This window comes from Actinoplanes subglobosus (genome assembly GCF_042650585.1).
Lineage (GTDB): Bacteria > Actinomycetota > Actinomycetes > Mycobacteriales > Micromonosporaceae > Actinoplanes > Actinoplanes subglobosus.
Genome location: NZ_JBHSBL010000005.1, coordinates 275,368 through 300,326, shown reverse-complemented (window position 1 = coordinate 300,326; position 24,959 = coordinate 275,368). Strand labels below are relative to the sequence as shown.

Below are 24,959 nucleotides of genomic sequence, written 5' to 3'. Positions count from 1 at the left end.
GGTGTCTCCTCGTCTGCCGTACGTCAGTAGGTGGGTGTGACGGAGTAGGTGATGCTCGCGGTGTAGGTGTCGGCCTTCTGAAGGAAGTCGATGTAGGCCTGGTTGCGCAGCGTGATCGTGTCGCCGTTGGTCGGGACGCCGGAGAAGAAGGCGGTGCCCCACATGCCGGCCGTGTAGCCGGCGTATCCCGCGGTCATCTGGCTGCCCGCGCTGCCGTTGCCGGTGCTGCCCTGCACCTTGTAACCGAAGGTGTTGGCCGGCGGTGAGACGACGGTGCTGCCCACCGCCCCGGACACGGCCGGCAGCGACACGGCGGGGTTGTTGACCCCGCGCGGCTGGTGGTCGATCTGGGTCCGCAGCGTGTAGCCGCTCGCCGCGTTGGTCTTCACGGTCAGCTGGACGTCCTTGTACTGGCTGTCCTGACCGGGGATCGCCGCGTCCATGAGCAGGTCGAACCCGGTGGTGTTGCTGGTGAACGCGGTGGACCGGGCGATCACCACGGTCACCGCGGTGGACGTGTCGTTGATCGCGACGGCGTTGCTGGCCGCGGTGTCGACGGCGGCGTGGCCGGCCAGTTCGGTGGTCACCGTGCTGGTGTAGGCGTTGCCGGGCGTCGTCGGGTTGGTGAACCCGTCGATGGAGATCAGGATCGGGGTACCGGCCGCGATCGACGCCGGGGTGGTCACCTGGAAGGTCACCACCCCCGCGGCGTAGGTCGCGGTGCCGATACCGACGCCGTAGTAGTCCTGCACGGTGAGGGCACCGGGGACAGCGGTGGTGGCCGGCACCGTCATGGTGACGTAGTTGATCGTGGACGGGCCGCTCGCGGTGGTGAACGACCAGGTGTACCGGACGTTGGTGGTGCCCGGCTGCGGCTGGGACACCGACCAGCCGACGCCGGTCAGGGCCGCGGCGTGGGCCGGCACGGCGACCGTCAGCACGGCTGCCGTCACCATCGCGGTGACGGCCGCCAGACGGCGCTGGGTGCGGAGTGACATGCTGCCTCCTGGGGGGATGGACTCCGGCCCCATCGGCCTTCCGGGGCCCCGCTTGAGCGGCCGGAAGATCTGCCCCCGAGCAGAAACCTGTCAGGTGATGACCACCGGGGTCCGCCAGACCGGGCGGGCCGCGTGGTCCAGGTCGTGGCGGACCGACGCGATCCGCCGGACGGCCTCGGCCAGGTCGTCGGCGGGCAGGGTGAACGGCAGGCGCAGGAAACGCTCCAGCGTGCCGTCCAGACCGAACCGCGGGCCGGGCGCCAGCCGCACGCCGACGTCCTCGGCGGCCCGGGACAGGGCGCTGGAGATCGGCCCGTCCAGCTCGGCCCAGAGGGTGACCCCGCCGCCGGGAACCACGAACCGCCACTCGGGCAGCTGCTCCCGCAGGGCCGCGACCAGGGTGTCGCGCCGGAACCGGAGCTGGGCGCGCCGGGCCGCGACGATCTCGGCGGCGTTGGCCAGCAGGTGGACGGCGACGAGCTGTTCGAGCACGGGACTGGCCATGTCGACGCCGACCCGGATGGCGGCGAGCCGCTGCACCAGCGGCGCGGAGGCTCGCACCCAGCCGATCCGGAGCCCTCCCCAGTACGCCTTGCTCATCCCGCCGATCGACGTGACCCGGGAGTGCCGGTCGAAAACGGCGACCGGCGGCGGCATCGACGGGTCGTCGAGGGGGAGATCCACGAAGGACTCGTCGACGATCAGGTCGGCGCCGGTCGAATGCGCCGTGGCCACGAGACGTTCGCGCAGCTCGGTGGGCATGAGGTGGCCGGTCGGGTTGTGGAACTCCGGAATCACGTACGTCATCCGGGGTTTGATCTGGCGCAACGCGCCGAGGAGCATCTCGCCGTCCCACCCGTGCTCGATGTCGAGGCCGTGGGTGCTGATCCGGGCGCGGCGGGCGGCGAGCGCGGCCAGCGCGTTGGGGTAGGTCGGCGTCTCGACCAGGACCGGCGCGCCGACCGGGACGGACAACCGCAGCACCAGGTCGAGGGCCTGCTGGGTGCCACTGGTGATGAGGATCTGCTCGGGTGTGGTGGGCACGCCGCGGGCGGTGTATCCGTCCGCGACGGCGGCGCGCAGCTCGGGCAGACCGGTCGGGTGGTAGCCGGCACTGCCGAGATATCGGGGCAGGTCGTCGGCGGCGGCGCGGGCGGCCGGGACGATCTCGACGGGGGCGGCGGAGGCGGCACAGCCGAGGTCGATCATGTCGAGGTCGTCCTCGGGGGTCCACAGTCCGGAGGAGGCGACGCGGTGCCCGTTGGGCAGGGTGGTCCAGCTGCCGGCGCCGCGGCGGCTGGCGAGGTGACCGGTCTCGCGCAGCGCCCGGTAGGCCGCGGACACGGTGGTGCGGCTGATGGCGAGGGCCTCGGCGAGCTCGCGCTCGGCCGGCAGACGGACGCCGAGGGCGAGCCGGCCGTCGGAGAGCAGACCGCGGACGGCACCGGCCAGGGCGGCGTAGTCCGGGCTCCGCCGACGGCCGGGCAGGGCGTGCCACCGGCCGAGCAGGCGGGCCAATTGGTCTCCACGAACCGACGTCGTCATAGCCACCTCCGATGAATTGGCACTTTAGCATTGGCGGATTGGCATCAAGAGTGGCTGTTATGAACCTGTACCGTCGCGTCCCCCAGCTCTTAGCGGGGCTTGTCCTCTACGGCGTCAGCATGGCTCTGATGGTCGAATCCGGTCTCGGCCTCAACCCGTGGGATGTCTTCCACCAGGGTCTCTCCGAGGTGACGGGGATCAGTTTCGGGTGGATCGTGCTGCTGGTGGGCGTACCCGTGCTGCTGCTCTGGATCCCCCTGCGACAGCGACCGGGGTTCGGGACGGTGGCCAATCTGCTCGTCGTGGGTTTCGCCGCGGACGCGGCGCTCGCGGTGCTGCCGGCCGGTGAGGCGATGCCGGCGCGGGTGGGTTATCTGGTCGGCGGGATCCTGCTGAACGGGTTCGCGACCGGCCTCTACATCGGCAGCCGGATGGGGCCGGGACCGCGGGACGGGCTGATGACCGGGCTGGCCGCGCGGTTCCCGAGGGTGCCGCTGCGGGTGATCCGGACCGGCATCGAACTGACCGTGCTGGGCGCCGGTTTCCTGCTCGGCGGCACCGTCGGCGTCGGCACGATCGCCTATGCGCTGGCCATCGGACCGCTCGTGCACCTGTTCCTCCCGCCGCTGACGGTGCCGGAGGCGGCCCGCAGTGATCTTCCGGACACATTCGCTTCCCGGTGACGCCACCGCACGGCATCATTGCGGCATGGGGGCCGGTGGCTGGAACTGGAACGACGCATGGATCTTCGTCTCCGCGGTCATCGCCGAGCGCCTGGAGCGCGACCGGGCAATGCACGCCGCGCTGCCGGTGACCGGCGCGACCCTGGCTGACGTGCTGGCGGCGGCCGACTTCCTGCACCACAGCGTGCCGGAGCGGGCCGAGCTGGAGGAGTCGGTGCGCCGTCTCGCCGGTGCCGGGCTGATCGCCGTCGAGGACGACCTGATCCAGGTCGCCCCGCCGGGTGAGCAGCTCTGGCGGACCCGCCCGTTCAGTGGCCTGTCCTCGGCCGTGATGACTCTCCAGTCACAGCTCAACCGCATGGCCGAGCCGGGCGACAGCGACTGGTCGCTGGACGAGCAGACCTACAACGCGGCCGTCCGTGAGTACAGCCTGCGGCTCGCCGACGGCCGCTAGCGCACCGCTTTTCCGCCGGCCCGCAGACTGTCCTTGACCTCGCCGATGGTGAGGTCACCGAAGTGGAAGACACTCGCCGCGAGCACCGCGTCCGCCCCCGCGTCGACGGCCGGCGGGAAGTGCTCGACCGCTCCCGCGCCGCCGCTGGCGATCACCGGGATGTCGACGACCGCCCGCACCGCCCGGATCAGCTCCAGATCGAAACCGGCCTTGGTGCCGTCGGCGTCCATCGAGTTGAGCAGGATCTCCCCGGCGCCCAGCTCGGCGACCCGCTCGGCCCACTCGATCGCGTCGAGCCCCGCGCTGCGGCGACCGCCGTGGGTGGTCACCTCCCAGCCGCTCGGCTGCTCCGCCGACCGCCGCACATCCAGCGAGAGCACCAGGACCTGATTGCCGAACCGCTCAGCGATCTCACGAATGAGTGACGGGCGGGCGATCGCCGCCGTGTTGACACCCACCTTGTCGGCACCGGCACGGAGCAGAACGTCCACATTCTCCGGAGAGCGGACACCGCCACCGACGGTCAGCGGGATGAACACCGTCTCGGCGGTCCGGCGGACCACGTCGAGCATGGTGCCGCGGTCGTCGGACGAGGCGGTCACGTCGAGGAAGGTGAGCTCGTCGGCACCGGCCGCGTCGTAGGCGGCGGCCAGCTCGACCGGGTCGCCGGCGTCACGCAGGTCGACGAAGTTGACACCCTTGACCACCCGGCCGGCATCCACGTCCAGGCAGGGGATCACACGCACCGCGACCGTCATGCCCCAACCCTAACCAGTTCGTTCGTGACGACCGGGCGCGCCCTGACCAATCCCAGAAGCACGCCGCCGACCACCAGGACACCGCCGGCCACCTCGACCGGGTGCACCGGTTCGCCGAGGAACAGGGCGGCCGACGCGATGCCGAAGAACGGCACCAGCATCGAGAACGGGGCGACGGTGGCCGCACCGTACCGCTGGAGAAGGAATCCCCAGGCGGCGAAGCCGGCCAGGGTGGAGATCAACGCGATGTAGACCAGCGACAGCACGGCCGGGGTGTCGATCGCGCGCAGCGCGGCGAGATCGGCCGCCGGGCCGTCGAAGATCAGGGTGAGCACCACGAGCGGGCCGGTGGCCACGGCGCTGACCCAGACCATGAAACGCAACGTGTCCGGCGGGGACGCCTTCCGGGTGGCGACGTTGGACAGCCCCCAGGCCGCGGCGGCCCCGATGACCAACAGGAACGCGGGTAGCGGCGCGGTCGTGCGGGTCGCCACCAGGACGACCCCGGCGACCGCGACGGCCAGCCCGGCCACCTGCACCGGCCGCGGCCGCTCGCGCAGCAGCAGCACCGCGAAGAGCATCGTGAAGACCGCCTGACTCTGCAGGACGAGCGAGCTCAGCCCGGCCGGCATGCCCGCCTCCATCCCGATGAAGAGCAGGCTGAACTTGGTGACGGCGAGGATCAGCGCGACCGCGATCACCCAGCGCCACGGCACCTGTGGACGGCCGACCAGGAGCAGGGCAGGGAAGGCGGCGAGCGCGAACCGGAGAGCCGAGAAGAGCAGCGGCGGGAAGGCGTCCAGCCCGACGTGGATGACGACGAAGTTGAAGCCCCAGACGGCCGCCACAGCGACCGCCAGAGCCAGGTCACGAGCTCTCATGCGGTCCAGCCTGGCCCGGCACGACAGTTAAGCACCAGCAAAATAACCTACATCGAGGATGTAGCATCGCTACATGATTGATGTGGGGAGACTCCGGGCGCTGCATGCCGTGGCCAGTTACGGCACGGTGGCCGCCGCCGGGCAGGCCCTGCACTGCACACCCTCCGCCATCTCCCAGCAGATCGGCAAGCTGGAGCGGGAGACCGGCTCCACCCTGGTCGAGAAGGACGGTCGCCGACTGCGGCTCACCGAGGCCGGGCACCTCCTCGCCGATCATGCCGAGCGGGTGCTGACCAGCCTCGACGAGGCGGAGGCGGCACTCGCCGCACACCGCGACACGGTCACCGGGCGGCTCACCGTCTCCACCTTCGCGACCGCATGCCGCGCCCTCCTGCCGCACGCGCTGCGCACCCTCACCACCGACCATCCCGGCCTCAGCATCAGCGTGATCGAGGTCAACCCGCACGAGGGTGTGGAGATGCTCCGCCGCGGCCACGTCGACCTGGCCGTCCTCGACGACTGGCCGGAGGTGGCGCTGCGATACCCGGACGGTGTCAGCAAAGTCACGCTCGGGGAGGATCACGCCGACCTGATCGTGCCCAGCGACCATCGGCTGGCCGGGGAGGCGACGCTGGAGGACGCCCGGCACGAGCGCTGGATCGGCGTCCGGGCCGGTGACGTCTGCTACGAGTACCTGATCCGCAGCCTGCCGGGCGTGGTCCCGGACTTTCAGGTCGGCGAGTTCGAGACCCAGCTGACCCTGATCGCCGCCGGGCTGGGCGTGGGGCTCATCCCCCGGCTGGCCCGCGCGGAGCTACCTCCCGGCACACGAGCTGTCCGGATAAATCCGACACCTACCCGCCGGGTGGTGCTGGCCTGGCGGGACACGGCGGCGGCCCGGCCCGCTATCCGGGCCGCCGAAGAGGCACTACATGAGGCGTGGAGACTCAACCGAGAACGGCAAGAGCTTCTCGTACGGTGAACGCGCCCGCATACAGCGCCTTGCCCGCGATGACGCCCTCCACCCCGACCGGCTCCAGCGTCGCCAGGGCACGCAGGTCGTCGAGGGTCGAGACGCCACCGCTCGCGATGATCGGCTTGTCGGTGGCCGCACACACCTCGCGCAGCAGGTCCAGGTTCGGCCCGCGCATGGTGCCGTCCTTGGTGATGTCGGTGACGACGTAACGGGACGCACCCGCCTTGTCGAGCCGGGCCAGCACCTCGTACAGGTCGCCGCCGTCCCGGGTCCAGCCCCGCGCCGACAGGGTTCGGCCACGCACGTCCAGGCCGATCGCGACGCGGTCGCCGTACTCCCCGCAGATCCGGTCGCACCACTCCGGGTCCTCCAGGGCGGCGGTGCCGATGTTGACCCGCTGCGCGCCGGTGGCCAGCGCCCGGGTCAGCGACGCGTCGTCGCGGATACCACCGGACAGCTCGACCTTCACGTCGAGGCGGCGGACCACCTCGGCGAGCAGCTCGGCGTTGGAACCCTTGCCGAACGCGGCGTCCAGGTCGACCAGGTGGATCCACTCGGCGCCGTCGTTCTGCCAGGCCAGCGCCGCCTCCAGCGGGTCACCGTAGGCGGTTTCCGAACCGGCGGCGCCCTGCACCAGGCGGACGGCCTGGCCGTCGGCGACATCGACGGCGGGCAGCAATTCCAGGGTCACGAGTTTCTCCCTAAGAGACCTTCAGGCACGACGGCCGAGCACCACGACGACGAGGGCCGGCACGGCGAGAACGAGCATGGCGGTGAGAATGATGCGGAGCGGCAGATCCGGGATCAGCGTCCAGACCGCGACGACGGCCAGCAGCGTGACGATCACGATGCCGATCCGCTGCCGCCGGCTGCGGTGATAGAGCCGCCCGTCCCGGCCGAAACGTGGTTTCAGGCCACGGAGGAAGGACCGGCGGCGCTCCCGGCGGACGGTCCGGCGGGCCCGGACGGCCTTCTCCTTCTCGAGAACGGCGAGCCGCTCGGCCCGCCGTCTCGCGCGTTCCTTGCTCACAGCAGGGCGATCCAGTTGCGGAGCAGCAGGTAACCCGACTCCGCCGACTTCTCCGGGTGGAACTGGGCAGCGCTCAGGGCACCGGCCTCCACCACCGCGGCGAACGGCAGGTCGTGCGACGCGGTGGTCACCAGGGCGCCCCTCAGAAGATCAAGATCCTGGGCGGCGTACGAGTGGACGAAGTAGAACCGGGCCTCCGCGTCGAGGCCGGTGAGGAGCCGTGACCCGGCCGGCACGTCGACCGTGTTCCACCCCATGTGCGGGATCCGCTCGGCGGACAGTTTCGTCACCGAACCGGGCAGCAGGCCGAGACCCTTGGTCTCCACCCCGTGCTCCACCCCCGACTCGAAGAGGATCTGCATGCCGACACAGATGCCGAGCACCGGCTTACCGGCGGCGACCCGCTCGGCGATCACCGGGCCCGCGCCCAGCGCCTCGATCCCGGCCATGCAGGCCGCATAGGCGCCGACACCGGGCACGACCAGCCCGTCCGCCGCCGCGGCCGCCGCCAGATCACTGGTGACGGTCACGTCCACACCGGTCCGGGCCACCGCCCGCTCGGCCGACCGCAGGTTGCCCGAGCCGTAGTCGAGAATGACGACGTTCGCGGCCATCACGCCTCCCCCGGCCACCAGGCGAACCCGCCGGCCGCCGCCAGCAGGGCGAGCACCGCGGTGATCCCGACGCTGAACCTCGTGGCGTCCGCCTTGACGAGCTGGACCACCCCGCCGACCAGAATGCCGGCCAGCGCGAACAGAACCAGGGAGATCACAGCACCCCCTTGGTGGAGGGCAGCGCGCCGGCGTTGCGCGGGTCGATCTCGACGGCCTCGCGCAGCGCCCGGGAGAACGCCTTGAACTGGGCCTCCACCACGTGGTGCGCGTCCGGGTGACCGCCGGGACGGCTGGCCCGCAGCACGTCCACGTGCAATGTCACCTTCGCCGCGTGGCCGAACGCCTCGAAGATGTGCCGGGTCATGCTGGTCGCGTAGACCGGCCCGATGTACGGCACCAGCAGCGGCTCGTCGTGCACCACATAGGCCCGGCCGGACAGGTCCACGGCCGCCCGGACCAGCACCTCGTCCATCGGGATGGTCGCCGAACCGTACCGCCGGATGCCCCGCTTGTCGCCGAGCGCCTGCGCGAAGGCCTCGCCGAGCGCGATCGCGGTGTCCTCGATGGTGTGGTGCGAGTCGATCTCCAGGTCGCCCTCGGTCCGCACGGTGAGGTCGAACCCGCCGTGCTTGGCCAGCTGGTTGAGCATGTGGTCGTAGAAGCCGACCCCGGTGTGCAGGTCGCCCTTGCCGGTGCCGTCGAGGTCGATCTCGACGAGCACCTTGGTCTCGTTGGTGACGCGGTCGATGCGTCCGACTCGGCTCACAGCAGGATCTCCTCGGCGGCGTTCAGGAAGGCGGTGGTCTCGGATTCGGTGCCGGCGGTGACCCGCAGCCAGCCGGTCAGGCCGACGTCGCGGATCAGCACACCACGGTCCAGGAAGGCCTGCCAGGCGGCTTTCTGATCCTGCCCGGTCGCAAAAAGGACGAAATTCGCGTCGCTGTCGGCGGTCCTGACCGACCGCTCCCGCAGGGTGGAGACGATCCGGTCCCGCTGCACCTTGATCTGCTCGACAGTGGCCAGCAACGCGGCACTCTGCGACACCGCGGCCCGCGCGGCGGCCTGGGTCAGCGCGCTCAAGTGGTACGGCAGGCGCACCAGCTGGACCGCGTCGACCACGGCCGGGTCGGCGGCGAAGTAGCCCAGCCGCCCACCGGCGAACCCGAACGCCTTGCTCATCGTCCGGGTCACCACCAGACGCGGGTGACCGGGCAGCAGCTCGATCGCGCTGCGGGTGCCGGACCTCGCATACTCGAAGTAGGCCTCGTCGACCAGCACCATGCCGCGCGCCGCCCCGAGCACCGCGTCGATCACCCCGGGGTCGAGGGCGGTGCCGGTCGGGTTGTTCGGCGAGCAGAGGAACACCAGGTCGGGGTCGTGCCGGTGGATCTCGGCGACCGCCGCGTCGGCCCGCAGCCCGAAGTCGGGGTCACGCAGCGCGCCGATCCAGCGGGTGCCGGTGCCGGCCGCGAGCAGCGGGTGCATCGAATAGGACGGGCCGAACCCGAGCGCCGTACGCCCCGGGCCGCCGAACGCCTGCAGCAACTGCTGCTGCACCTCGTTCGACCCGTTGGCCGCCCAGACACTCTCGAAACCCAGGCCGTGGCCCAGGTAGGAGGCCAGATCGGTGCGCAGCCCGACCGCGTCCCGGTCGGGGTAGCGGTTGAGGTCGGCCAGCTCGGCGTCGAGCCGTTTGCGCATCTCCTCGATCACCGGCTGCGGGACCGCGAAGGCGTGCTCGTTCGTGTTCAGCCGGACCGCGACGTCGAGCTGCGGCGCCCCATAGGGGGTCTGGCCGCGCAGATCGTCGCGAATGGGCAGATCGTCGATGGTCGTCATGCGAACCGCGCCTTCACCGCGTCACCGTGCGCCGGCAGGTCCTCGGCGTTCGCCAGGGCCACCACGTGCCCGGCGACGTCACGCAGCGCCGCCTCGGTGTACTCCACGACGTGGATGCCCCGCAGGAAGGACTGCACCGACAACCCGGACGAGTGCCTGGCGCACCCGGCGGTCGGCAGAACGTGGTTGGACCCGGCCGCGTAGTCGCCCAGCGAGACCGGCGCCCACGCCCCCACGAAGATCGCGCCGGCGTTACGGACCCGCATCGCCCACTCCCTGGCGTCCCGGGTCTGGATCTCCAGGTGCTCGGCCGCATATTCGTCGACCACCCGCAGGCCCTGCTCCAGATCGTCGACCAGGACGACCCCGGACTGCTCACCGGTCAACGAGGTACGCACCCGCTCGGCGTGCCTGGTCGCGGCCACCTGCTTCTCCAGCTCGACCTCGACCGCGTCGGCCAGCTCCCGCGAGGGTGTGACCAGCACGCTGGCCGCCAGCGGGTCGTGCTCGGCCTGACTGATCAGGTCGGCGGCGACGTGCCGCGGGTCGGCGGTGTCGTCGGCCAGGATCGCGATCTCGGTCGGCCCGGCCTCGGCGTCGATCCCGACCCGGCCCTGGAGCAGCCGCTTGGCCGCCGTCACCCAGATGTTGCCCGGCCCGGTGATCACGTCGACCGGCTCGCACCGGTCGCCGTCGTCGGCCCCGTCGGAGCCGTAACCCAGCATCGCGATCGCCTGCGCGCCACCGACGGCGTAGACCTCGGTCACCCCGAGCAGCGCGCACGCGGCCAGCACCCGCGAGTCGGGCAGGCCGTTGTTGGACGCCTGCGGCGGCGACGCCACCACCAGGCCCTCCACGCCGGCCTCCTGGGCGGGCACCACATTCATCACCACGGTGGACGGGTAGACGGCCAGGCCGCCCGGCACGTAGAGCCCGACCCGGCGCACCGGCACCCAGCGCTCGGTCACCGTGCCGCCGTCGACCACCTGGGTCGTCACGTCGGTGCGGCGCTGGTCGGCGTGCACCTTACGGGCCCGCTTGATCACCTCGAGCAGCGCGGCGCGCACGTCGGCCTCGAGCGTCGCCTCGGCCGCGGCGATCGCCTCGGCCGGCACCCGCAGGCGCTCCAGGGTGACGCCGTCGAACCGCTCGGTCGCCTCCCGGATCGCGCTGAAGCCATGCTCATGGACCGCCTCGACAACGGGACGAATCCTCTCGACGGCCACGGAGACGTCGAGCTGGGCACGGGGCAGCAGTCCGCGTGGGTCCCGGCGGGAGCCGCGCAGGTCGATCCGATTCAGCACCCGGCCAGTCTATGCGGCACCGCGACCGGGTTTCCGCGGCGACCGGCCGGGCCCAGGCGTTGGGATCCGATGGGTTGACCATGGTCGGGTGCCGACTAGGCTGAGAGCGTGAGCGATCGGCTGCCGGTCTTCCCGCTGAGCACGGTGCTCTTTCCCGGCCTCGTGCTGCCCCTGCACATCTTCGAGGAGCGTTACCGCACCCTGGTGCGTGAGCTGGTGGCCAAGTCCGAGGGCACACCGCACGAGTTCGGTGTGGTCACCTTCCGGCACGGCAGCGAGGTCGCGCCCGACCCCGGTGAGGAGAGCGCCGTCCCGGCCCCGCCGGTCGTCGCCGCCGACCTCTACGACGTCGGTTGCACGGCCGAGTTGCGGCACGTCACCGAGCTTCCGGACGGCCGTTTCGACATCATGACCGTCGGCCGCCGCCGATTCACCGTCCTCGGTGTCGAGCAGGGCGCCGAGCCCTACCTGACGGCCCACGTGCAGTGGATGCCGGAGGACGAGGAGCCCGCCCCCGCCGCACAGTTGCTGGCCCCGCGGGTGCTGGCCGCCTTCCGCACCTATCTGGAGCTGCTGCGGCCCAACAGTGAGGTGCTGGAGCAGGTCCCCGACGACCCGACCGTCCTGTCCCACCTGATCGCGGCGACCGCGCAGCTCACCGTCGAGGAGCGCCAGATGCTGCTGGCCACCCCCGACACCGCGGGCCGCCTCCGCACCGAGTTGCGCCTGCTCACCCGCGAGGCGGGCCTGCTGGCCAGGGTCCGGGCGGTCCCGGTCCCCCTTTCCGACCTGGCAAGACCGGCAAGCCCGAATTGACCCTTCAGCGGTACGGCCAGCCGGCCCCCGACCGCACCATCCGCGTCCCGGACCATCCCGCGACGACTCCCGCACTCTGCCTGCCCACGGTGACCTCGATCATCGACGGGCGCCGGTGTGACCTGTACCGGCGCCCGACGGCACGGGGCGAGTAGACACCCGACCGACCCCATACGCGACCGGGAGCAATCACCGCCCACCCAGGGACCACAACTACACCCAATCGCCCGCATGGGTGCAGCCAACGCCCGGAACGGAACTGACTCCCCAAAGATTCCGAGGCGCTAGCACCCGCAGAAAGTCTCAAGACCACCTGTGGTCGAGCGCTCAGGGCAGGCGAAACAGCCGTCCAGCGAACAGACGTCCGGCGAAGGCCACCAACCCGCGCCGTCATGCCGGGCGGCGTGGCTCCTGCTGCTCGACGCCGCCATAGGCCTGCCCCTGACCCGTCTCCGGCCGCTCGCCCACCTCGGCTGGCGGCGGGGCGGAAGGGGACCGCTCACCCGCCGGCCTCGCATGGGGCTCGCCCGCCGGTGACGCATAGGGTGCATAGTCCCCGGCCTGCGGCGGGTAGGGCGGATAGCCGTGGTTGGCCGCATATCCCGGATGGGCGCCCGGCAGATCCAGGTCGGGATCGTTGGACCACCCGGCCAGCAGGGTCAGCACGATTGCCGCGATGAACGCCGGCACCAGTTTCGGCCCGAGCGACTGCAGCTCCGGCGGCGCGAGATAGGTCGCTCCCTGGGCCGCCGTCTCCCGCCAGTCCTGATAGGCGCCGCGCCCGAGGAACTCGCCGACCAGCGGGGCAACCCACCGGCCGGCGACCAGGGTGCCGCCGATGACACCGAGCAGCAGGAACGGCCCCCGGTCACGGCGCAGCGCCAGCCACGCCCCGACCGTCACGATCAGCCCGAACCCGAGGCCGAGCAGCGTGAACCAGCCGTCGGCCGCAATGTACTGCTCGGGCGACGGATCGGTGACGACGATCGATCCGTCGGCGAGTTTGACCACCGGCACGGTCGGCGCCAGCCAGGCCCAGAGCAGCCCGAACAGCACCCCGAGAACGGCTATCGCCACCGCCGCACCGGCACCGGCCGCGACCGAACGCCGCCACGGCCGGGAACTGCCCTGCAGCTGGAACCACTGCCGCCAGCCCTCCCGCAGCGGCCCCACGAAAGGCTGGCCCTCCCGCGGCGGCCCCACGAAAGGCTGGCCCTCCCCCGCAGGCCCCACGAAAGGCTGGCCCTCCCAAGCGGGCCCCACGAAAGGCTGCTCCTCCCGCGGCGGCCCCGCGAAGGACTGCTCCTCCCGCGCCGGTCCCGCGAATGGCTGGGACTGGCCGGCCGGCTGCTCACTGGGGTACGCCACCCTGCGATCCTTCCAGACGGACCTGTGCCGTCAGGCGACGGCCGAGGGGCCGAGGATCATCTTCAGGTCGGCGCGCAGGGCCGGTGTCGCCGCGACCCGGACGCCGCCGAGCCGCATCACCGTGGTCCGGCTGCCGTTCTGCAGATGGACGTGCACCTCGGTATCGCCCGGGTGGCTCACCAGGATCTCCTTGAGCGAGTCGACCATCGGCGGCGTGCACCGGGTGATCGGCATGGTCAGGGTGACCGGCTTGTTGTCCGGGTTGTGGGAGATGTCGGGGATCGACATGTCCATCGCCATGATCCGGGCCTGGTCGTCACGCCGGTCGATGCGGCCCTTGACGACCACGATCGCGTCCTCGGCGATGTACTGCCCGACCAACTCGTACGTGTTCGGGAAGAAGAGCGCCTCGACTCCGCCGGCCAGGTCCTCCAGGGTGGCCGACGCCCACGAGCGGCCCTGCTTGGTGATCCGCCGCTGGACGCCGGTGAGGATGCCGGCCAGTGTGACGATCTGACCGTCCGGGACGGAGCCCTCCTCGTTGAGCGCCGCGATGCTGGTGTCGGCCGCGTTGGCCAGCATCACCTCCAGCCCGGCGAGCGGGTGGTCGGAGACGTAGAGGCCGAGCATCTCCCGCTCGAAGGCCAGCTTGTCGCGCTTGTCCCACTCGCTGTCACCGATCGGCGGCATGCTGACCGCGGCTGAGCCGCCACCGCCGGCGTCGTCACCGAACGCACCGAACAGGTCGAACTGGCCGGCCGCCTCGTTGCGCTTGACATCCGCGTACGCGTCGATGGCCTCGGCGTGGATCGCGAGCAGGCCCTTGCGGCTGTGCCCCATCGAGTCGAACGCGCCCGCCTTGATCAGCGATTCGATCGTCCTCTTGTTGCAGACCACCGCATCGACCTTGGACAGGAAGTCGTAGAAGTCGTTGTACTCGGATTTCTCCTTGCGGCACCGGACGACCGCCTCGACCACGTTGGCGCCGACGTTGCGGACCGCGCCCAGGCCGAACCGGATGTCCTTGCCGACCGGGGTGAACGGGCCGGCCGACTGGTTGACGTCCGGCGGCAGCACCTGGATGCCCATCCGGCGGCACTCCGCCAGATACATGGCCATCTTGTCCTTGTCGTCGCCGACGCTGGTGAGCAGGCCGGCCATGTACTCGGCCGGGTAGTGCGCCTTCAGGTAGGCGGTCCAGAAGGACACCAGCCCGTACGCCGCGGAGTGCGCCTTGTTGAACGCGTAGCCGGCGAACGGCACCAGCACGTCCCACACCGCCTGGATGGCCTCGTCGGAGTAGCCGTGCTCGCGGCACCCGTCGCGGAACGGGACGAACTCCTTGTCGAGGATCTCCTTCTTCTTCTTACCCATGGCGCGGCGGAGCAGGTCGGCCTGGCCGAGGCTGTAACCGGCGAGGATCTGCGCGGCGCGCTGCACCTGCTCCTGGTAGACGATCAGGCCGTAGGTCGGCTCGAGGATCTCGCGCAGCGGCTCCTCCAGCTCCGGGTGGATCGGGGTGATCTCCTGGAGCTTGTTCTTCCGGAGGGCGTAGTTGGTGTGCGAGTCGACGCCCATCGGGCCGGGCCGGTAGAGCGCCAGGACGGCGGAGATGTCCTCGAAGTTGTCCGGCTTCATCAGGCGAAGCAGCGAGCGCATCGGGCCACCGTCGAGCTGGAACACGCCCAGGGTGTCACCACGGGCGAGCAACTCGTACGCCTTCGGGTCGTCCAGCGGCAGCGCCAGCAGGTCGAGTTTCTGACCGTGGTTGATCTCGACGTTCTTGTTCGCGTCGTCGAGGATCGTCAGGTTGCGCAGGCCGAGGAAGTCCATCTTCAGCAGGCCGAGCGTCTCGCAGGTCGGGTAGTCGAACTGCGTGATGATCACGCCGTCGCTGGCCCGGCGCATGAGCGGGATGTGGTCGATGATCGGCTCGGCGGACATGATGACCCCGGCGGCGTGGACACCGGTCTGCCGGATCAGGCCCTCGATGCCCCGGGCGGTGTCGATGACCTTCTTCACGTCCGGGTCGGTCTCGTAGAGCCCGCGGACCTCACCGGCCTCGTTGTACCGCTTGTCCTCCTTGTTGAAGATGCCGCCGAGGGTGATGCCCTTGCCCATGACGTCCGGCGGCATCGCCTTGGTGATCTTGTCGCCGACCGCGAACGGGTAACCCAGCACCCGGGCCGAGTCCTTGATCGCGGCCTTGGCCTTGATCGTGCCGAACGTGGCGATCTGGGCGACCTTGTCCTCGCCCCATTTCTCGGTGACGTAGCGGATCACCTCGGCACGGCGCCGGTCGTCGAAGTCGATGTCGACATCGGGCATCGAGACGCGCTCGGGGTTGAGGAACCGCTCGAAGATCAGGCCGTGCGGGATCGGGTCGAGGTCGGTGATGCCCATCGCGTACGCGATCAACGACCCCGCCGCCGAGCCACGACCGGGGCCGACCGCGATGCCGTTGTCCTTCGCCCACTGGATGAAGTCGGCGACCACCAGGAAGTACGCCGGGAAACCCATCGAGATGATCACGCCGAGCTCGTAGTCGGCCTGCTTGACGTGGCTCTCCGGGATGCCGTCCGGGAACCGCTTGCGCAGCCCCTCGAACGCCATGTGCCGGAAGTACTCCTCCTCGGAGAACCCGTCCGGGATGGGGAACCGGGGCATCAGGTTCTTGAAGGTGAACATCCCGTCGATGTCGACCTTCTCCGCCACCAGCAGGGTGTTGCGGCAGCCCTCCTGCCACGCCTCGGAGGAGTCCACCGCCCGCATCTGGTCGGCCGATTTCACGAAGTAGCCGGAGCCGTCGAACCGGAACCGGTTGGGGTCGGCCACGTTGCTGCCGGTCTGCACGCACAGCAGCACGTCGTGCGCCGCCGACTGCTCCTCGTGCACGTAGTGCGAGTCGTTGGTGACCAGCGGCGGGATGTTGAGCTTCTTACCGATCTCCAGCAGGCCGTCACGGACCCGTCGCTCGATCGACAGGCCGTGGTCCATGATCTCCAGGAAGTAATGGTCCCTGCCGAGGGCTTCCTGGTACATCGCGGCGGACTTGAGCGCCTCGTCGAAGTGACCCAGGCGCAGCCGGGTCTGCACGATGCCGGACGGGCAGCCGGTGGTGCCCATGATGCCCTCGGCGTGCTCCGCGATGATGTCGAAGTCCATCCGCGGATACTTACCGAGCTGGCCCTCCATGGAGCCGCGCGAGTTGAGCCGGAACAGGTTCTTCAGGCCGACCGCGTTACGCGCCCACATGGTCATGTGCGTATACGCACCGTTACCAGAGACGTCGTCCGATTTCTGCTCCGGACGGCCCCACTTGATGCGCTTCTTGTCCAGCCGGGACTCCGGCGCGACATAGGCCTCGACCCCGATGACCGGGGTCACGCCGGCGGCTTTGGCCTGCGTGTAGAAGTCGTAGGCGCCGTGCATGTTGCCGTGATCGGTGATCGCCGCGGCCGGCATGCCGAGCCGTTTGGCCTCCGCGAGAAGTTCCTTGATCCGGGCCGCCCCGTCGAGCATTGAATACTCTGTGTGCACATGCAGGTGCACAAACGAGTCAGACACCCAAACCCCCTCTTGGCGAAAGACAGCCCAGGAAGCCTAGCCCCGGCGTACGACAGAACCTACTCCGCGAAGGGCTCCAACATCACCGACGCCGCGCGGAGCCAGGCCTGCCGGGTCTCCTGCTGGAGATCGCCGTACTCGATGGACGAGCCGACCTCCAGAGCCGGGTCGTAGGGCACGACGGCGACCGCCCTGGTCCGGGTGGCGAAGTGGCGCTTGAAGTCCTCCAGGAGCGGCAGATGCCCCGGGGACGGGCACGAGATGAGCGTCACGGCGTTGGCCACCATGTCGCCCTGCCCACCCTCCTCCAGCACGTCGAGCATCCAGTCGGCGGTGAACGCGGCGTCCTCGCGGGGCACCGTCGTGATCACCAGCTGGTCGGCCGACCGCATCACGGTCTGCCAGTTCACGCTCTCCACGTTGTTGCCGGTGTCGACGCAGATCACGTCGTGCGTCCGGCGCAGCAGGTCCATCACCCGGCGCACGGTGCCCTGGTCGAGCCGCTGGGCGAAACGCGGGTTCTCCTCGCCGGCCAGCACGTCGTAGGACCCGTCGGAGGCGTGCCGCAGATAGGCGTCGAGCTCCTGCAGCAGGGCGTCGCCGTGCAGGCTCTCGATCCGCATCAGATCGGCGAGCAGGTGCTTGATCGTCCGCGCGTGCCGGGCGCTGCCGGCCCGCAGGCCGAGGGTCCCGCGCAGCTCGTTGTCGTCCCAGGCGAGCACGCCGCGCCCGCGGACGCTCCCGATGGTGGCGGCGGCCAGCACCGTCGCGGTGGTCTTGTGGACGCCGCCCTTGGGGTTGGCGAACGCCAGCACCCGTGGCTTGCCGAGCTTGCGCCGCATGACCGAGACGACCCGGTCCATGCCGTCCTCGGGACGGGTCTGGCGCCACTCGATCCGGGCGGCCGCCGGGGCCGGCGAGACCGGCGCGGGAGCCCGCCCGGGAACGGGCTGCGGAGGGGCCGGAGCCGGGGCCGGAGGCGGTGGGTAGGCCTGCTGGGGCGCGTAGGCCGTGGCGGGCTGCGGCGGCGGGTAGCCGTTGGGCGCCGGCGGGGCATAGCCGTTGGCCGGATAGGCGGAACCGTAATTCTGCGGGGGCTGCTGCGGCTGCGGCGGGGGTGGCTGCTGAGCCGGCGGCTGCGAACGCGGCGACGGCTCGAAGAAACTGTGCTGCTCGGGCTCACGCCGGCCCTGCCAGCGCGGGTCGAGCGGGTTGATCGGCCGCTGCGGCACCGACGGGCGCTGCGGCTCGGCCGGTGGACGCTGCTGGTCGGCCGGCGGCCCGTAACCACCGGACTGCCGCGGGTCGAGCGGGTTGACCGGACGGCCCACCGCCGCCGAGCCACGGGTCGGCAGCTGCTGACCCCACTGCTGTTGCTGTTGCTGCTGCGGAGGCGTCTCCGGCTGCTTGGGCGCCTCTTCCGGCTCCTCGCTGCGGCCGGCGTGCCGGGCACGGTCGAGCAGCGCCCGCCAGCGCGGGGCTGGTTCCGCAGGCCGGCCCCAGCCGGTCTCGGTCCCGTCCACGGCTCGTCCTTTCTGCGCCTACCCGACATGTTTCACGGCGATGGTCTCGCTCGCCCCTGACAGGCTACGGATGAGACCGTATCCGGGCCACTGACCGACCGCCCATCCCCCGGTCGTTCTTGATCACATGCTGCCGCCCCGGTCGTGCACGACCCTCCGGCCGAACGTTGCGGGTACGGGGAACTCAACGGCCGGATTCCCCGCTGGACGCACCGGGAGAGACGTCCGCACCGTCGTGAGCTGGACTCGCGTCCGCTGCCGAGGGTACGGCACCCGACCCGTCGGAAGGGAATACGGCAGACGGGCCTGTCCCGCCTGAATTGCCGGGTGAGGCAGATGTCACATCAACCTCGATCGACGACGGTAACGGTGCCGGGGTGGCTGAGGCAACGCTCACCATCGTGGATGGCACGGTGGACGGGTCCGGGGACACGACGTCCACCTCCTCGGGCAGAGGCGGGCGGAACTCCGTACGCTCCAGCAGCCGTACCTCCGGCGCCGGATCCACCACCCGCACCCACGGCCGGGCCGAGATCCCGTCGAGCACCGCCGGAGCCGCCCGCACCACCGCGGCGAAGACGCACTCGCATCCCGCCCGGTAGGCGGCGGCCTCCTCGGCGGCCATCCGCGCCGCGCTTTCGTAGGCCGCCCGGAGCCGCGCCTCGGTCCGGCCCTCACCGGCCAGCGCACCGCTCAGCCGCTGATAGTCGGCCTGTTCCCGGTCACGGGTCCGGGCCGCCTCGATCATCCCCGCGGTCACGTCGGCGGGAAGGTCGGCCACCGCGATCCGGACCACCGGCGTGCGGGCGTCCTCCATCGGCACCCGTGCGTACACCTGGGCCACCCGGGCGCCGGCGAGCATGGCCGGCAGGCCGTCCGGCGCCGCGTAACGGTTGAAGGCGACGAGTGCCCAGGTGTCCTCCGGCGCGCCGGCCAGGCGGGCCAGCTCGTCCTGCGACGAGCGGAGGTATCCACTGACCGACTGGCCCTCGACGACACCCACCCGGAGCACGTCCCCGGGCTCCTCACCGGCCGGCAGCTCCCGGTCGGCCCAGAACACGACGAGGACCAGCATGCCGATAGCGGCCAGCGCCACTCCGGTCATGATCTGCAACCGGAGCGCGGCGGCCCCGAACCCGACGAGGACCGCCCGCATACGGGTCGCGGGGCCCACGTTCACTCCCGACGGTCAGCCGGCGTCCTGGAGGACGTCCAGCGCGTGTTTCAGGTCGTCAGGGTAGTCGCTGACGAACCGGACCTCCTCATACGTTCGGGGGTGTACGAACGCCAGCTCCCGCGCGTGCAGCCACTGCCGGTCCAGTTTGAGCCGGGCTGCCAGCGTCGGGTCGGCGCCGTAGGCCGTGTCACCCACGCACGGGTGCCGCATCGCCGACATGTGCACCCGGATCTGGTGCGTCCGCCCCGTCTCCAGCCGCACGTCGACCAGGCTGGCCGACCGGAACGCCTCGATCGTGTCGTAGTGGGTCACGCTGGGTTTCCCACTCGACATGACCGCGAACTTCCAGTCGGCGGTGGGGTGCCGGTCGATCGGCGCGTCGATGGTGCCGCGCAGCGGATCGAGATGCCCCTGGACCACGGCGTGGTAGCGCTTCTCCACCTCGCGCTCCTTGAAGGCCCGCTTCAGCGCCGTGTACGCCTGCTCGCTCTTGGCCACCACCATCAGACCGGTGGTGCCCACGTCGAGCCGGTGCACGACCCCCTGGCGCTCGGCGGCGCCGCTGGTCGCCACGTTCTGCCCCATCGAGGCCAGGCCGCCGATCACGGTCGGCCCGGTCCAGCCGGGGCTGGGGTGCGCGGCGACCCCGACCGGCTTGTCGACCACCACGATGTCGTCGTCGCTGTAGATGATGCCGAGACCGTGCACCGGCTCGGCCACCACGGTCGGCGGCGCCACCGGCGACGGGAGGGTGACCTCCAGCCAGGACCCGGCCACCACCTTCTCCGACTTGAGCCGGGCGACGCCGTCGACGAGCGCGTCACCGGACTCCACCAGGGTGGCCGCCGCGGTCCGCGACAGCCCGAAGAGCCGCGAGACGGCCTGGTCCAGGCGCATCCCGTCGAGCCCGTCCGGCACCGGAAGCGAACGCTGCCCGCTCACGCGGTCTCCTCCTTGGCCGGGGCCGACGTCTTCTTCTCATTGACCAGGCGCGTGCCGTCACGCTGACGGCCGGTCAGTTCCAGCAGCACGGCCAGGCAGACCCCGACGGTGAGGCAGCTGTCGGCGATGTTGAAGACCGCGAACTTCTCCGCGTACGGCGCGAAGAGGCTGATCATGTCGACCACGTGACCCTGGAACGGGCCGGGGGCACGGAACAACCGGTCGCCCAGGTTGCCCAGGGCGCCGCCCAGCACCAGGCCGAGGGAGACGGCCCACGGCACAGAGCGCAGCCGCGACGCCATCCACCCGATCACGCAGACCACCACCAGGGTGATCACCGGGAAGATCCAGGTGTAGTCGCTGCCGAGACTGAACGCGGCTCCGCCGTTGCGCATCAGTGACAGATAGATCAGTCCACCGAGGATGCGGACCGGCTCGCCGGGATCCAGGTTCTCGGTGGAGAGGTGCTTGACCCACTGGTCGACCGCCACGGCGATGACCGCGGTCGCGGCCAGGACGGCCACCGCACGGGAGTTGAACCGTGGGGCGGCCTGATCGTCGGCGTTCAGCGTCGTTCCTCCAACTGCTTGCACGAGACACAGAGCGTGGCGGAGGGGAACGCAGCCAGCCGCTCGACCGGGATCTGGGTGCCGCACCGCTCACACCAACCGTAGTTGCCCGACCCGAGCCGATCGATCGCGCGTTCGACCTGTGTGATCCGCTCGAGCAGGTTGTTGGCCAGCGTGATCTCCTGCTCGCGCTCGAACGTCTTGGTGCCGGTGTCGGCCTGGTCGTCGCCGGCCGAGTCGGCCAGACGCTCGCGCTGGAGCTCGGTGATCTCGCTGAGCGACTGATCGTACTCGGCCTGAAGCTCGTCGAGCCGCGCGACCAGCGCCTGCCGGATCCGTTCGGTCTCCGCCTCGTCGCGGACCCGTTCGCCCGCCGGGCCGTTCGATCCGGGCCGTGTCTCCGTTGCCTTGGCCATCGTCGCTCCCTCGGCCGCCGTCCGGCGGCGATCAGCGGTCTACAAAAAACGGGCGGCCGCCCTCCCCTGGCCTGTCCTGCACGAACAGCGTGGGCGGTAGAGGGCTGCGCACTCCGGAGGGTGGCAAGAATACGGAACGTGAAGTACCACGACAACCCGCCATCACTGCCAGATCCGACAAAACACCGGAAAGCGCCCGCCTGTCGCCGGATTACCGAAGATACACCCGCGGTGAACCAGTGATCACTATCCGTTGTCGCGAAGCTCCAGGAGCCGGCTCTCCCACGCGTCCGCCGGTGCGGTGACGGTGAACACCTTGTCCCGGCTCGTCGCCCCCAGTCGCAGCGACACCTCACCGGGCCGCACCCCGAGCGCGCCGGCCAGCGCCTTGCGCACCGCCTCGGTGGCCTTGCCGTCGACCGCGGGCGCGCCCACCGCGACGATCAGCGCCGGACCGTGCGGCCCCTCATACCGGCCGCCCACCCGGGTCCGGCCGGCCCCCGGGCGCACCCGGACCGGCACCGACACCCCGGCCGGCCGGGCACTCAACGGTGCTGGGCCACGGCCGCGACGAGCCGGTCGACCGGACGGCACAGGCCGCACGGGCTGAAACCGAGCTGGACCGCCTCGTTGACCGGTAGCGCCTCGGTCAGCCGGCCGACCAGGTGCGGGCAGTCGGCCATGTGGTAGCGCGGGCGGCCGTCGACCACCATCACCTCGGTGTCGAACCGCGCGACGAGCACCGCGTCGGCCGGCCGCACCGACTGCGGCAGCGGCTCGTCGTCCGGGTCGTCGTCGTCCGGCTCGGCGAACTCGTCGGCCTGCTCCTGCGTCTCGGCGGCAGCGGCGGCCGGACGCCACGAGAGATCCTCGTCGGGATCGGCGGGCGAGCCGGAGCCGGCCGGGACACCGGAATCAGCCGTGGAGTCGGAATCGACATAATCTGCGCGGGACTCCCGGCGATCCCCCAAATGGGACGCCGCATCCCGGGCACCGGCCGCCCGGGCGGTGTCGGCATCGAGATCCCGATCGAGGTCCCGGTCTGCCGGAGCGGGCTCCTCGTAGTGGACGGATTCGCCTGCGGGGGCCGCCGGGGCGGAGGCAGAATCTTCGGCGAAGGCGGGCGGCGGCTCACGGCGCGGGGGCCGGGCGGCCGGTGCCGGCGACGACTCGGCGGCACGCCGGGAGGCAGCCTGACGGGTGCCGATGACCAGGGCGACCGCGGCCAGCAGGCTGACCACGATCGACGTTATGAGAAGGCCGCTCGACCCGTTGACCAGGCCCAGCGCGAGAAACAGAACCGCGACGGGGATGAGCAGGAGACTAGCAACGATCATGGCTCATCCTCGTCGCGGTGCGGGGGACCCGGGTCAGCGGCCCGATTCGATGGAGTTGGTGCGGCCACCGCTGTAGGAGCTGGCCAGGCCGGCAGCGGCGAGACCACCGGAGCCGCCGACGGCACGGCCGGAGTCGGCCCGCGTCAGCTCGGCCTCGAGGCCCTGCCCACGACCGTCCAGGTCGCGGAGCTGGCTCTCCAGGTACGCCTTGAGGCGCGTCCGGTACTCCCGCTCGAACTGCTTCAGCTCCTCGATGTGCTTCTGCAGCGCGGTCCGCTTCGCGTCCAGGCCGCCCATGGCCTCCTGGTGACGCTGGCGGGCATCCCGCTCGAGAGCGTCGGCCTTGGCCCGGGCCTCACGGGTGACCTCCTCCGCCTTGGAACGGGCGTCGGAGAGAAGCTTGTCGGCCTCGCGGCGCGCGTCGGCGACGTGATCGTCGGCGGTGCGCTGGGCCATCATGAGAACGCGCAGAGCCTGCTGCTCACCGTCAGCGCCGGCGGCGGCCGCACCGGGGCCGGGGCCCTGGGCACGCACCTGGTCCAGCTCGGCCTGCATCTGACGGGCCGCCTGCTCAGCCGCCGTCTTGTCCCGCTGCACGCGGTCGAGCTGGCCCTTCAGGTCATTGAGCTCGGCCGCCAGGCGCGGATCAGCGCCCGGACCAGCCGGTGCACCACCCCGCCCGCCGCGCTCCACCTGGGCGCGCAGCTCGTTGTTCTCCTCGATCAGACGGGCGAGCTCGCGCTCCACCTCGTCAAGGAAGGCGTCGACCTCCTCCTCGTCATACCCCCGCTTGCCGATCGGGGGCTTCTTGAAGGCGACGTTATGAACGTCGGCCGGGGTCAGCGGCATCGAAACTCCTCGGGTCAGTCGCGGCCGCGGTTGGGGCTGCTGTCTAGCTGTAGTTCAGGATCAGTTTTCTCAGTACGACGTCCATGAGCACGAACAGGATAACCAGCAGCACGATGGAAGCCAGGTCCAAACTCACGTTACCAATGCGCAGCGGGGGGATCACACGCCTCAACGCCCTGAGGGGTGGATCCGTGACGCTCCACACGGCTTCGAGGGCTGCCGACGCTCCCCGGCTGGGCTGCCAGCGGCGACCGTACTGCAGCACGGCGCTCAGCACGAACCTGGCCAGCAGCACCGTCATGAAGAGGTACAGCAATATGTAGAGGATCTGGAGCACGATCGACAGCACGTCAGGTGGATCCCTCGTTCGGGTCAATCTCATCCGGGTCGGGCGTCACACGCCCGGGGCACGATCGACGGGCGGCCGCCCAGAGTTGATCAACCCTGGGCGAAGAAGCCGCCTTCTGCGATCTTGGCCTTGTCTTCCGCGGTGACCTGGACATTCGCGGGAGACAGCAGGAAGACCCGGTTGGTGACGCGCTCGATCGTACCCCGCAGGCCGAAAGCCAGCCCGGCGGCGAAGTCGACCAGACGCCGCGCGTCCGACTCGTCCATCTCGGTGAGGTTGATGATCACCGGCACCCCGTCACGGAAGTGCTCGCCGATCGTCCGCGCCTCGCGATACGTCGTCGGGTGCAGCGTGGTGATCTGGTAGCGCTGCTCCTCCTCGGCCGGGCGCTGGTGCACCGGCTGCGGGTGGACCACGGGCTGCGGCTTGAGCGCCAGGTTCTCCCGGGTGGAGTAGGTCAGCGGCGCGGACTGCTCCGGCGCCGGCGCCGGCCGGGTGATGGAGCGGACGCTCGCCCGATCGAGGCGCTCGCTCTCGTCCCGGTCACGGTCGCGGTCCAGGTCCTGCCGCGCGGTGGAGAGACGCTCGCGGTCACGGCGCTCGGTGCGCGCCCGCGGGACGCTGCGCTCCTCCTCCTCGTCGTCCTCGGCGAACTCGTCGGCCGACGAATACCGATCGCTGGAGTAGCGGTCACGGTCACGGTCGCGATCCCGGTCACGGTCGCGCGAACGGTAGGAGCTCTCCCGGTAGCCGCGGTCGTCATACCCGCGGTCGTCGTCCTCCTCGACGAGGCCGAGCCAGACGCCCGCCTTGCGAAACGCGCCTCCGCTCATGCCACCTCTCCCTGCCGAGAGTCCATGCCCCCACCCTCCGTCCACTGTTGCGGCCCGCGCCCCCTCGGCGTGCCGCGTCCCCCCTTACGAGCCGGAGAGAGTCCTGATCGGACCCACGACCCGTTGCGACG

General features: G+C 70.8%; 27 protein-coding genes. 4 read left to right on the top strand and 23 right to left on the bottom strand.

Features of this window, described 5'->3' with window-relative positions:
• Nucleotides 1-23 precede the first annotated feature (23 nt).
• Together ACFO0C_RS04885 and yczR are read right to left on the bottom strand one after the other, a co-directional pair.
• Nucleotides 24-998 (bottom strand): hypothetical protein, encoded by a 975-nt coding sequence (locus ACFO0C_RS04885; protein ID WP_378065288.1) that lies wholly within the window; start codon nt 996-998, stop codon nt 24-26.
• A 90-nt stretch (nt 999-1,088) separates the two neighbouring features.
• Complete coding sequence (gene yczR / locus ACFO0C_RS04880) at nt 1,089-2,543, bottom strand: MocR-like transcription factor YczR (protein WP_378065287.1); 1,455 nt, start codon at nt 2,541-2,543, stop codon at nt 1,089-1,091.
• Nucleotides 2,544-2,554: 11 nt separating this feature from the next.
• On the opposite strand from yczR, the gene yczE reads away from it, so the two are divergent.
• The gene (gene yczE / locus ACFO0C_RS04875; protein WP_378065286.1) at nt 2,555-3,226 is read left to right on the top strand and encodes a membrane protein YczE; all 672 of its coding nucleotides are present in this window, start codon (nt 2,555-2,557) and stop codon (nt 3,224-3,226) included.
• A 25-nt stretch (nt 3,227-3,251) separates the two neighbouring features.
• Nucleotides 3,252-3,680 carry a hypothetical protein gene (locus tag ACFO0C_RS04870; protein WP_378065285.1) on the top strand — a complete coding sequence of 143 codons (429 nt, stop codon included), beginning with the start codon at nt 3,252-3,254 and terminating at the stop codon, nt 3,678-3,680.
• Here ACFO0C_RS04870 and hisF read toward each other — a convergent pair.
• Both hisF and ACFO0C_RS04860 read right to left on the bottom strand, forming a co-directional pair.
• Nucleotides 3,677-4,438, bottom strand: a complete 762-nt coding sequence (gene hisF, locus ACFO0C_RS04865) for an imidazole glycerol phosphate synthase subunit HisF (protein ID WP_378065284.1) — start codon at nt 4,436-4,438, stop codon at nt 3,677-3,679. The two genes, ACFO0C_RS04870 and hisF, sit on opposite strands and share 4 nt — an antisense overlap.
• On the bottom strand, nt 4,435-5,319 hold the full coding sequence (locus ACFO0C_RS04860; protein WP_378065283.1) for an EamA family transporter: 885 nt from the start codon (nt 5,317-5,319) through the stop codon (nt 4,435-4,437). The genes hisF and ACFO0C_RS04860 overlap by 4 nt, the downstream gene beginning before the upstream one ends.
• A 73-nt stretch (nt 5,320-5,392) precedes the next feature.
• Between ACFO0C_RS04860 and ACFO0C_RS04855 the strand changes: the two genes are divergently transcribed.
• Nucleotides 5,393-6,301, top strand: a complete 909-nt coding sequence (locus ACFO0C_RS04855; RefSeq protein ID WP_378065282.1) for a LysR family transcriptional regulator — start codon at nt 5,393-5,395, stop codon at nt 6,299-6,301.
• Here the strand turns inward: ACFO0C_RS04855 and priA are convergent.
• The 7 genes from priA to hisD are packed head-to-tail and all read right to left on the bottom strand — an operon-like array spanning nt 6,267 to nt 11,082.
• A complete protein-coding gene (gene priA, locus ACFO0C_RS04850) occupies nt 6,267-6,986 on the bottom strand; it encodes a bifunctional 1-(5-phosphoribosyl)-5-((5-phosphoribosylamino)methylideneamino)imidazole-4-carboxamide isomerase/phosphoribosylanthranilate isomerase PriA (protein ID WP_109592293.1) in 720 nt (239 codons plus the stop codon). The two genes, ACFO0C_RS04855 and priA, sit on opposite strands and share 35 nt — an antisense overlap.
• A 21-nt stretch (nt 6,987-7,007) precedes the next feature.
• Nucleotides 7,008-7,325: a hypothetical protein gene (locus tag ACFO0C_RS04845; protein WP_378065281.1), complete on the bottom strand. Its 318-nt coding sequence runs from the start codon at nt 7,323-7,325 to the stop codon at nt 7,008-7,010.
• The gene (gene hisH / locus ACFO0C_RS04840; protein WP_378065280.1) at nt 7,322-7,939 is read right to left on the bottom strand and encodes an imidazole glycerol phosphate synthase subunit HisH; all 618 of its coding nucleotides are present in this window, start codon (nt 7,937-7,939) and stop codon (nt 7,322-7,324) included. Before hisH ends, ACFO0C_RS04845 begins: the two co-directional genes overlap by 4 nt.
• Entirely contained in the window at nt 7,939-8,097 is a 159-nt protein-coding gene (locus ACFO0C_RS04835; protein WP_378065279.1) for a hypothetical protein, read from the bottom strand. The genes hisH and ACFO0C_RS04835 overlap by 1 nt, the downstream gene beginning before the upstream one ends.
• A complete protein-coding gene (hisB, locus tag ACFO0C_RS04830; RefSeq protein WP_106316996.1) occupies nt 8,094-8,705 on the bottom strand; it encodes an imidazoleglycerol-phosphate dehydratase HisB in 612 nt (203 codons plus the stop codon). The genes ACFO0C_RS04835 and hisB overlap by 4 nt, the downstream gene beginning before the upstream one ends.
• On the bottom strand, nt 8,702-9,778 hold the full coding sequence (locus ACFO0C_RS04825; protein ID WP_378065278.1) for a histidinol-phosphate transaminase: 1,077 nt from the start codon (nt 9,776-9,778) through the stop codon (nt 8,702-8,704). Before ACFO0C_RS04825 ends, hisB begins: the two co-directional genes overlap by 4 nt.
• Nucleotides 9,775-11,082: a histidinol dehydrogenase gene (gene hisD, locus ACFO0C_RS04820; protein ID WP_378065277.1), complete on the bottom strand. Its 1,308-nt coding sequence runs from the start codon at nt 11,080-11,082 to the stop codon at nt 9,775-9,777. Before hisD ends, ACFO0C_RS04825 begins: the two co-directional genes overlap by 4 nt.
• Before the next feature lie 108 nt (nt 11,083-11,190).
• Between hisD and ACFO0C_RS04815 the strand changes: the two genes are divergently transcribed.
• Nucleotides 11,191-11,898 carry an LON peptidase substrate-binding domain-containing protein gene (locus tag ACFO0C_RS04815; RefSeq protein ID WP_378065276.1) on the top strand — a complete coding sequence of 236 codons (708 nt, stop codon included), beginning with the start codon at nt 11,191-11,193 and terminating at the stop codon, nt 11,896-11,898.
• Between the two features lie 390 nt (nt 11,899-12,288).
• On the opposite strand, the gene ACFO0C_RS04810 is transcribed toward ACFO0C_RS04815, so the two are convergent.
• From ACFO0C_RS04810 to ACFO0C_RS04755, 12 genes are all read right to left on the bottom strand, one after another.
• On the bottom strand, nt 12,289-13,266 hold the full coding sequence (locus ACFO0C_RS04810; RefSeq protein WP_378065275.1) for a hypothetical protein: 978 nt from the start codon (nt 13,264-13,266) through the stop codon (nt 12,289-12,291).
• Between the two features lie 30 nt (nt 13,267-13,296).
• Nucleotides 13,297-16,833 (bottom strand): DNA polymerase III subunit alpha, encoded by a 3,537-nt coding sequence (dnaE, locus tag ACFO0C_RS04805; protein WP_378065274.1) that lies wholly within the window; start codon nt 16,831-16,833, stop codon nt 13,297-13,299.
• Between the two features lie 59 nt (nt 16,834-16,892).
• Nucleotides 16,893-18,356: a MinD/ParA family ATP-binding protein gene (locus tag ACFO0C_RS04800; RefSeq protein ID WP_378065273.1), complete on the bottom strand. Its 1,464-nt coding sequence runs from the start codon at nt 18,354-18,356 to the stop codon at nt 16,893-16,895.
• 184 nt (nt 18,357-18,540) lie between these two features.
• Nucleotides 18,541-19,530, bottom strand: coding sequence for a hypothetical protein (locus tag ACFO0C_RS04795; protein WP_378065272.1), 990 nt, complete (start codon nt 19,528-19,530; stop codon nt 18,541-18,543).
• Between the two features lie 15 nt (nt 19,531-19,545).
• The gene (locus ACFO0C_RS04790) at nt 19,546-20,430 is read right to left on the bottom strand and encodes an RluA family pseudouridine synthase (protein WP_378065559.1); all 885 of its coding nucleotides are present in this window, start codon (nt 20,428-20,430) and stop codon (nt 19,546-19,548) included.
• Nucleotides 20,431-20,471: 41 nt separating this feature from the next.
• On the bottom strand, nt 20,472-21,068 hold the full coding sequence (gene lspA / locus ACFO0C_RS04785; protein WP_378065270.1) for a signal peptidase II: 597 nt from the start codon (nt 21,066-21,068) through the stop codon (nt 20,472-20,474).
• Nucleotides 21,041-21,460 (bottom strand): TraR/DksA family transcriptional regulator, encoded by a 420-nt coding sequence (locus ACFO0C_RS04780; protein WP_378065269.1) that lies wholly within the window; start codon nt 21,458-21,460, stop codon nt 21,041-21,043. Before ACFO0C_RS04780 ends, lspA begins: the two co-directional genes overlap by 28 nt.
• Before the next feature lie 246 nt (nt 21,461-21,706).
• A complete protein-coding gene (locus tag ACFO0C_RS04775) occupies nt 21,707-22,009 on the bottom strand; it encodes a DUF167 domain-containing protein (protein WP_378065268.1) in 303 nt (100 codons plus the stop codon).
• Nucleotides 22,006-22,797 (bottom strand): hypothetical protein, encoded by a 792-nt coding sequence (locus tag ACFO0C_RS04770; protein WP_378065267.1) that lies wholly within the window; start codon nt 22,795-22,797, stop codon nt 22,006-22,008. The genes ACFO0C_RS04775 and ACFO0C_RS04770 overlap by 4 nt, the downstream gene beginning before the upstream one ends.
• Before the next feature lie 33 nt (nt 22,798-22,830).
• Nucleotides 22,831-23,646: a DivIVA domain-containing protein gene (locus ACFO0C_RS04765; RefSeq protein WP_378065266.1), complete on the bottom strand. Its 816-nt coding sequence runs from the start codon at nt 23,644-23,646 to the stop codon at nt 22,831-22,833.
• A 43-nt stretch (nt 23,647-23,689) separates the two neighbouring features.
• Nucleotides 23,690-23,995, bottom strand: a complete 306-nt coding sequence (locus tag ACFO0C_RS04760; RefSeq protein ID WP_378065265.1) for a YggT family protein — start codon at nt 23,993-23,995, stop codon at nt 23,690-23,692.
• 89 nt (nt 23,996-24,084) lie between these two features.
• The gene (locus ACFO0C_RS04755) at nt 24,085-24,828 is read right to left on the bottom strand and encodes a cell division protein SepF (protein ID WP_378065264.1); all 744 of its coding nucleotides are present in this window, start codon (nt 24,826-24,828) and stop codon (nt 24,085-24,087) included.
• Nucleotides 24,829-24,959 lie beyond the last annotated feature (131 nt).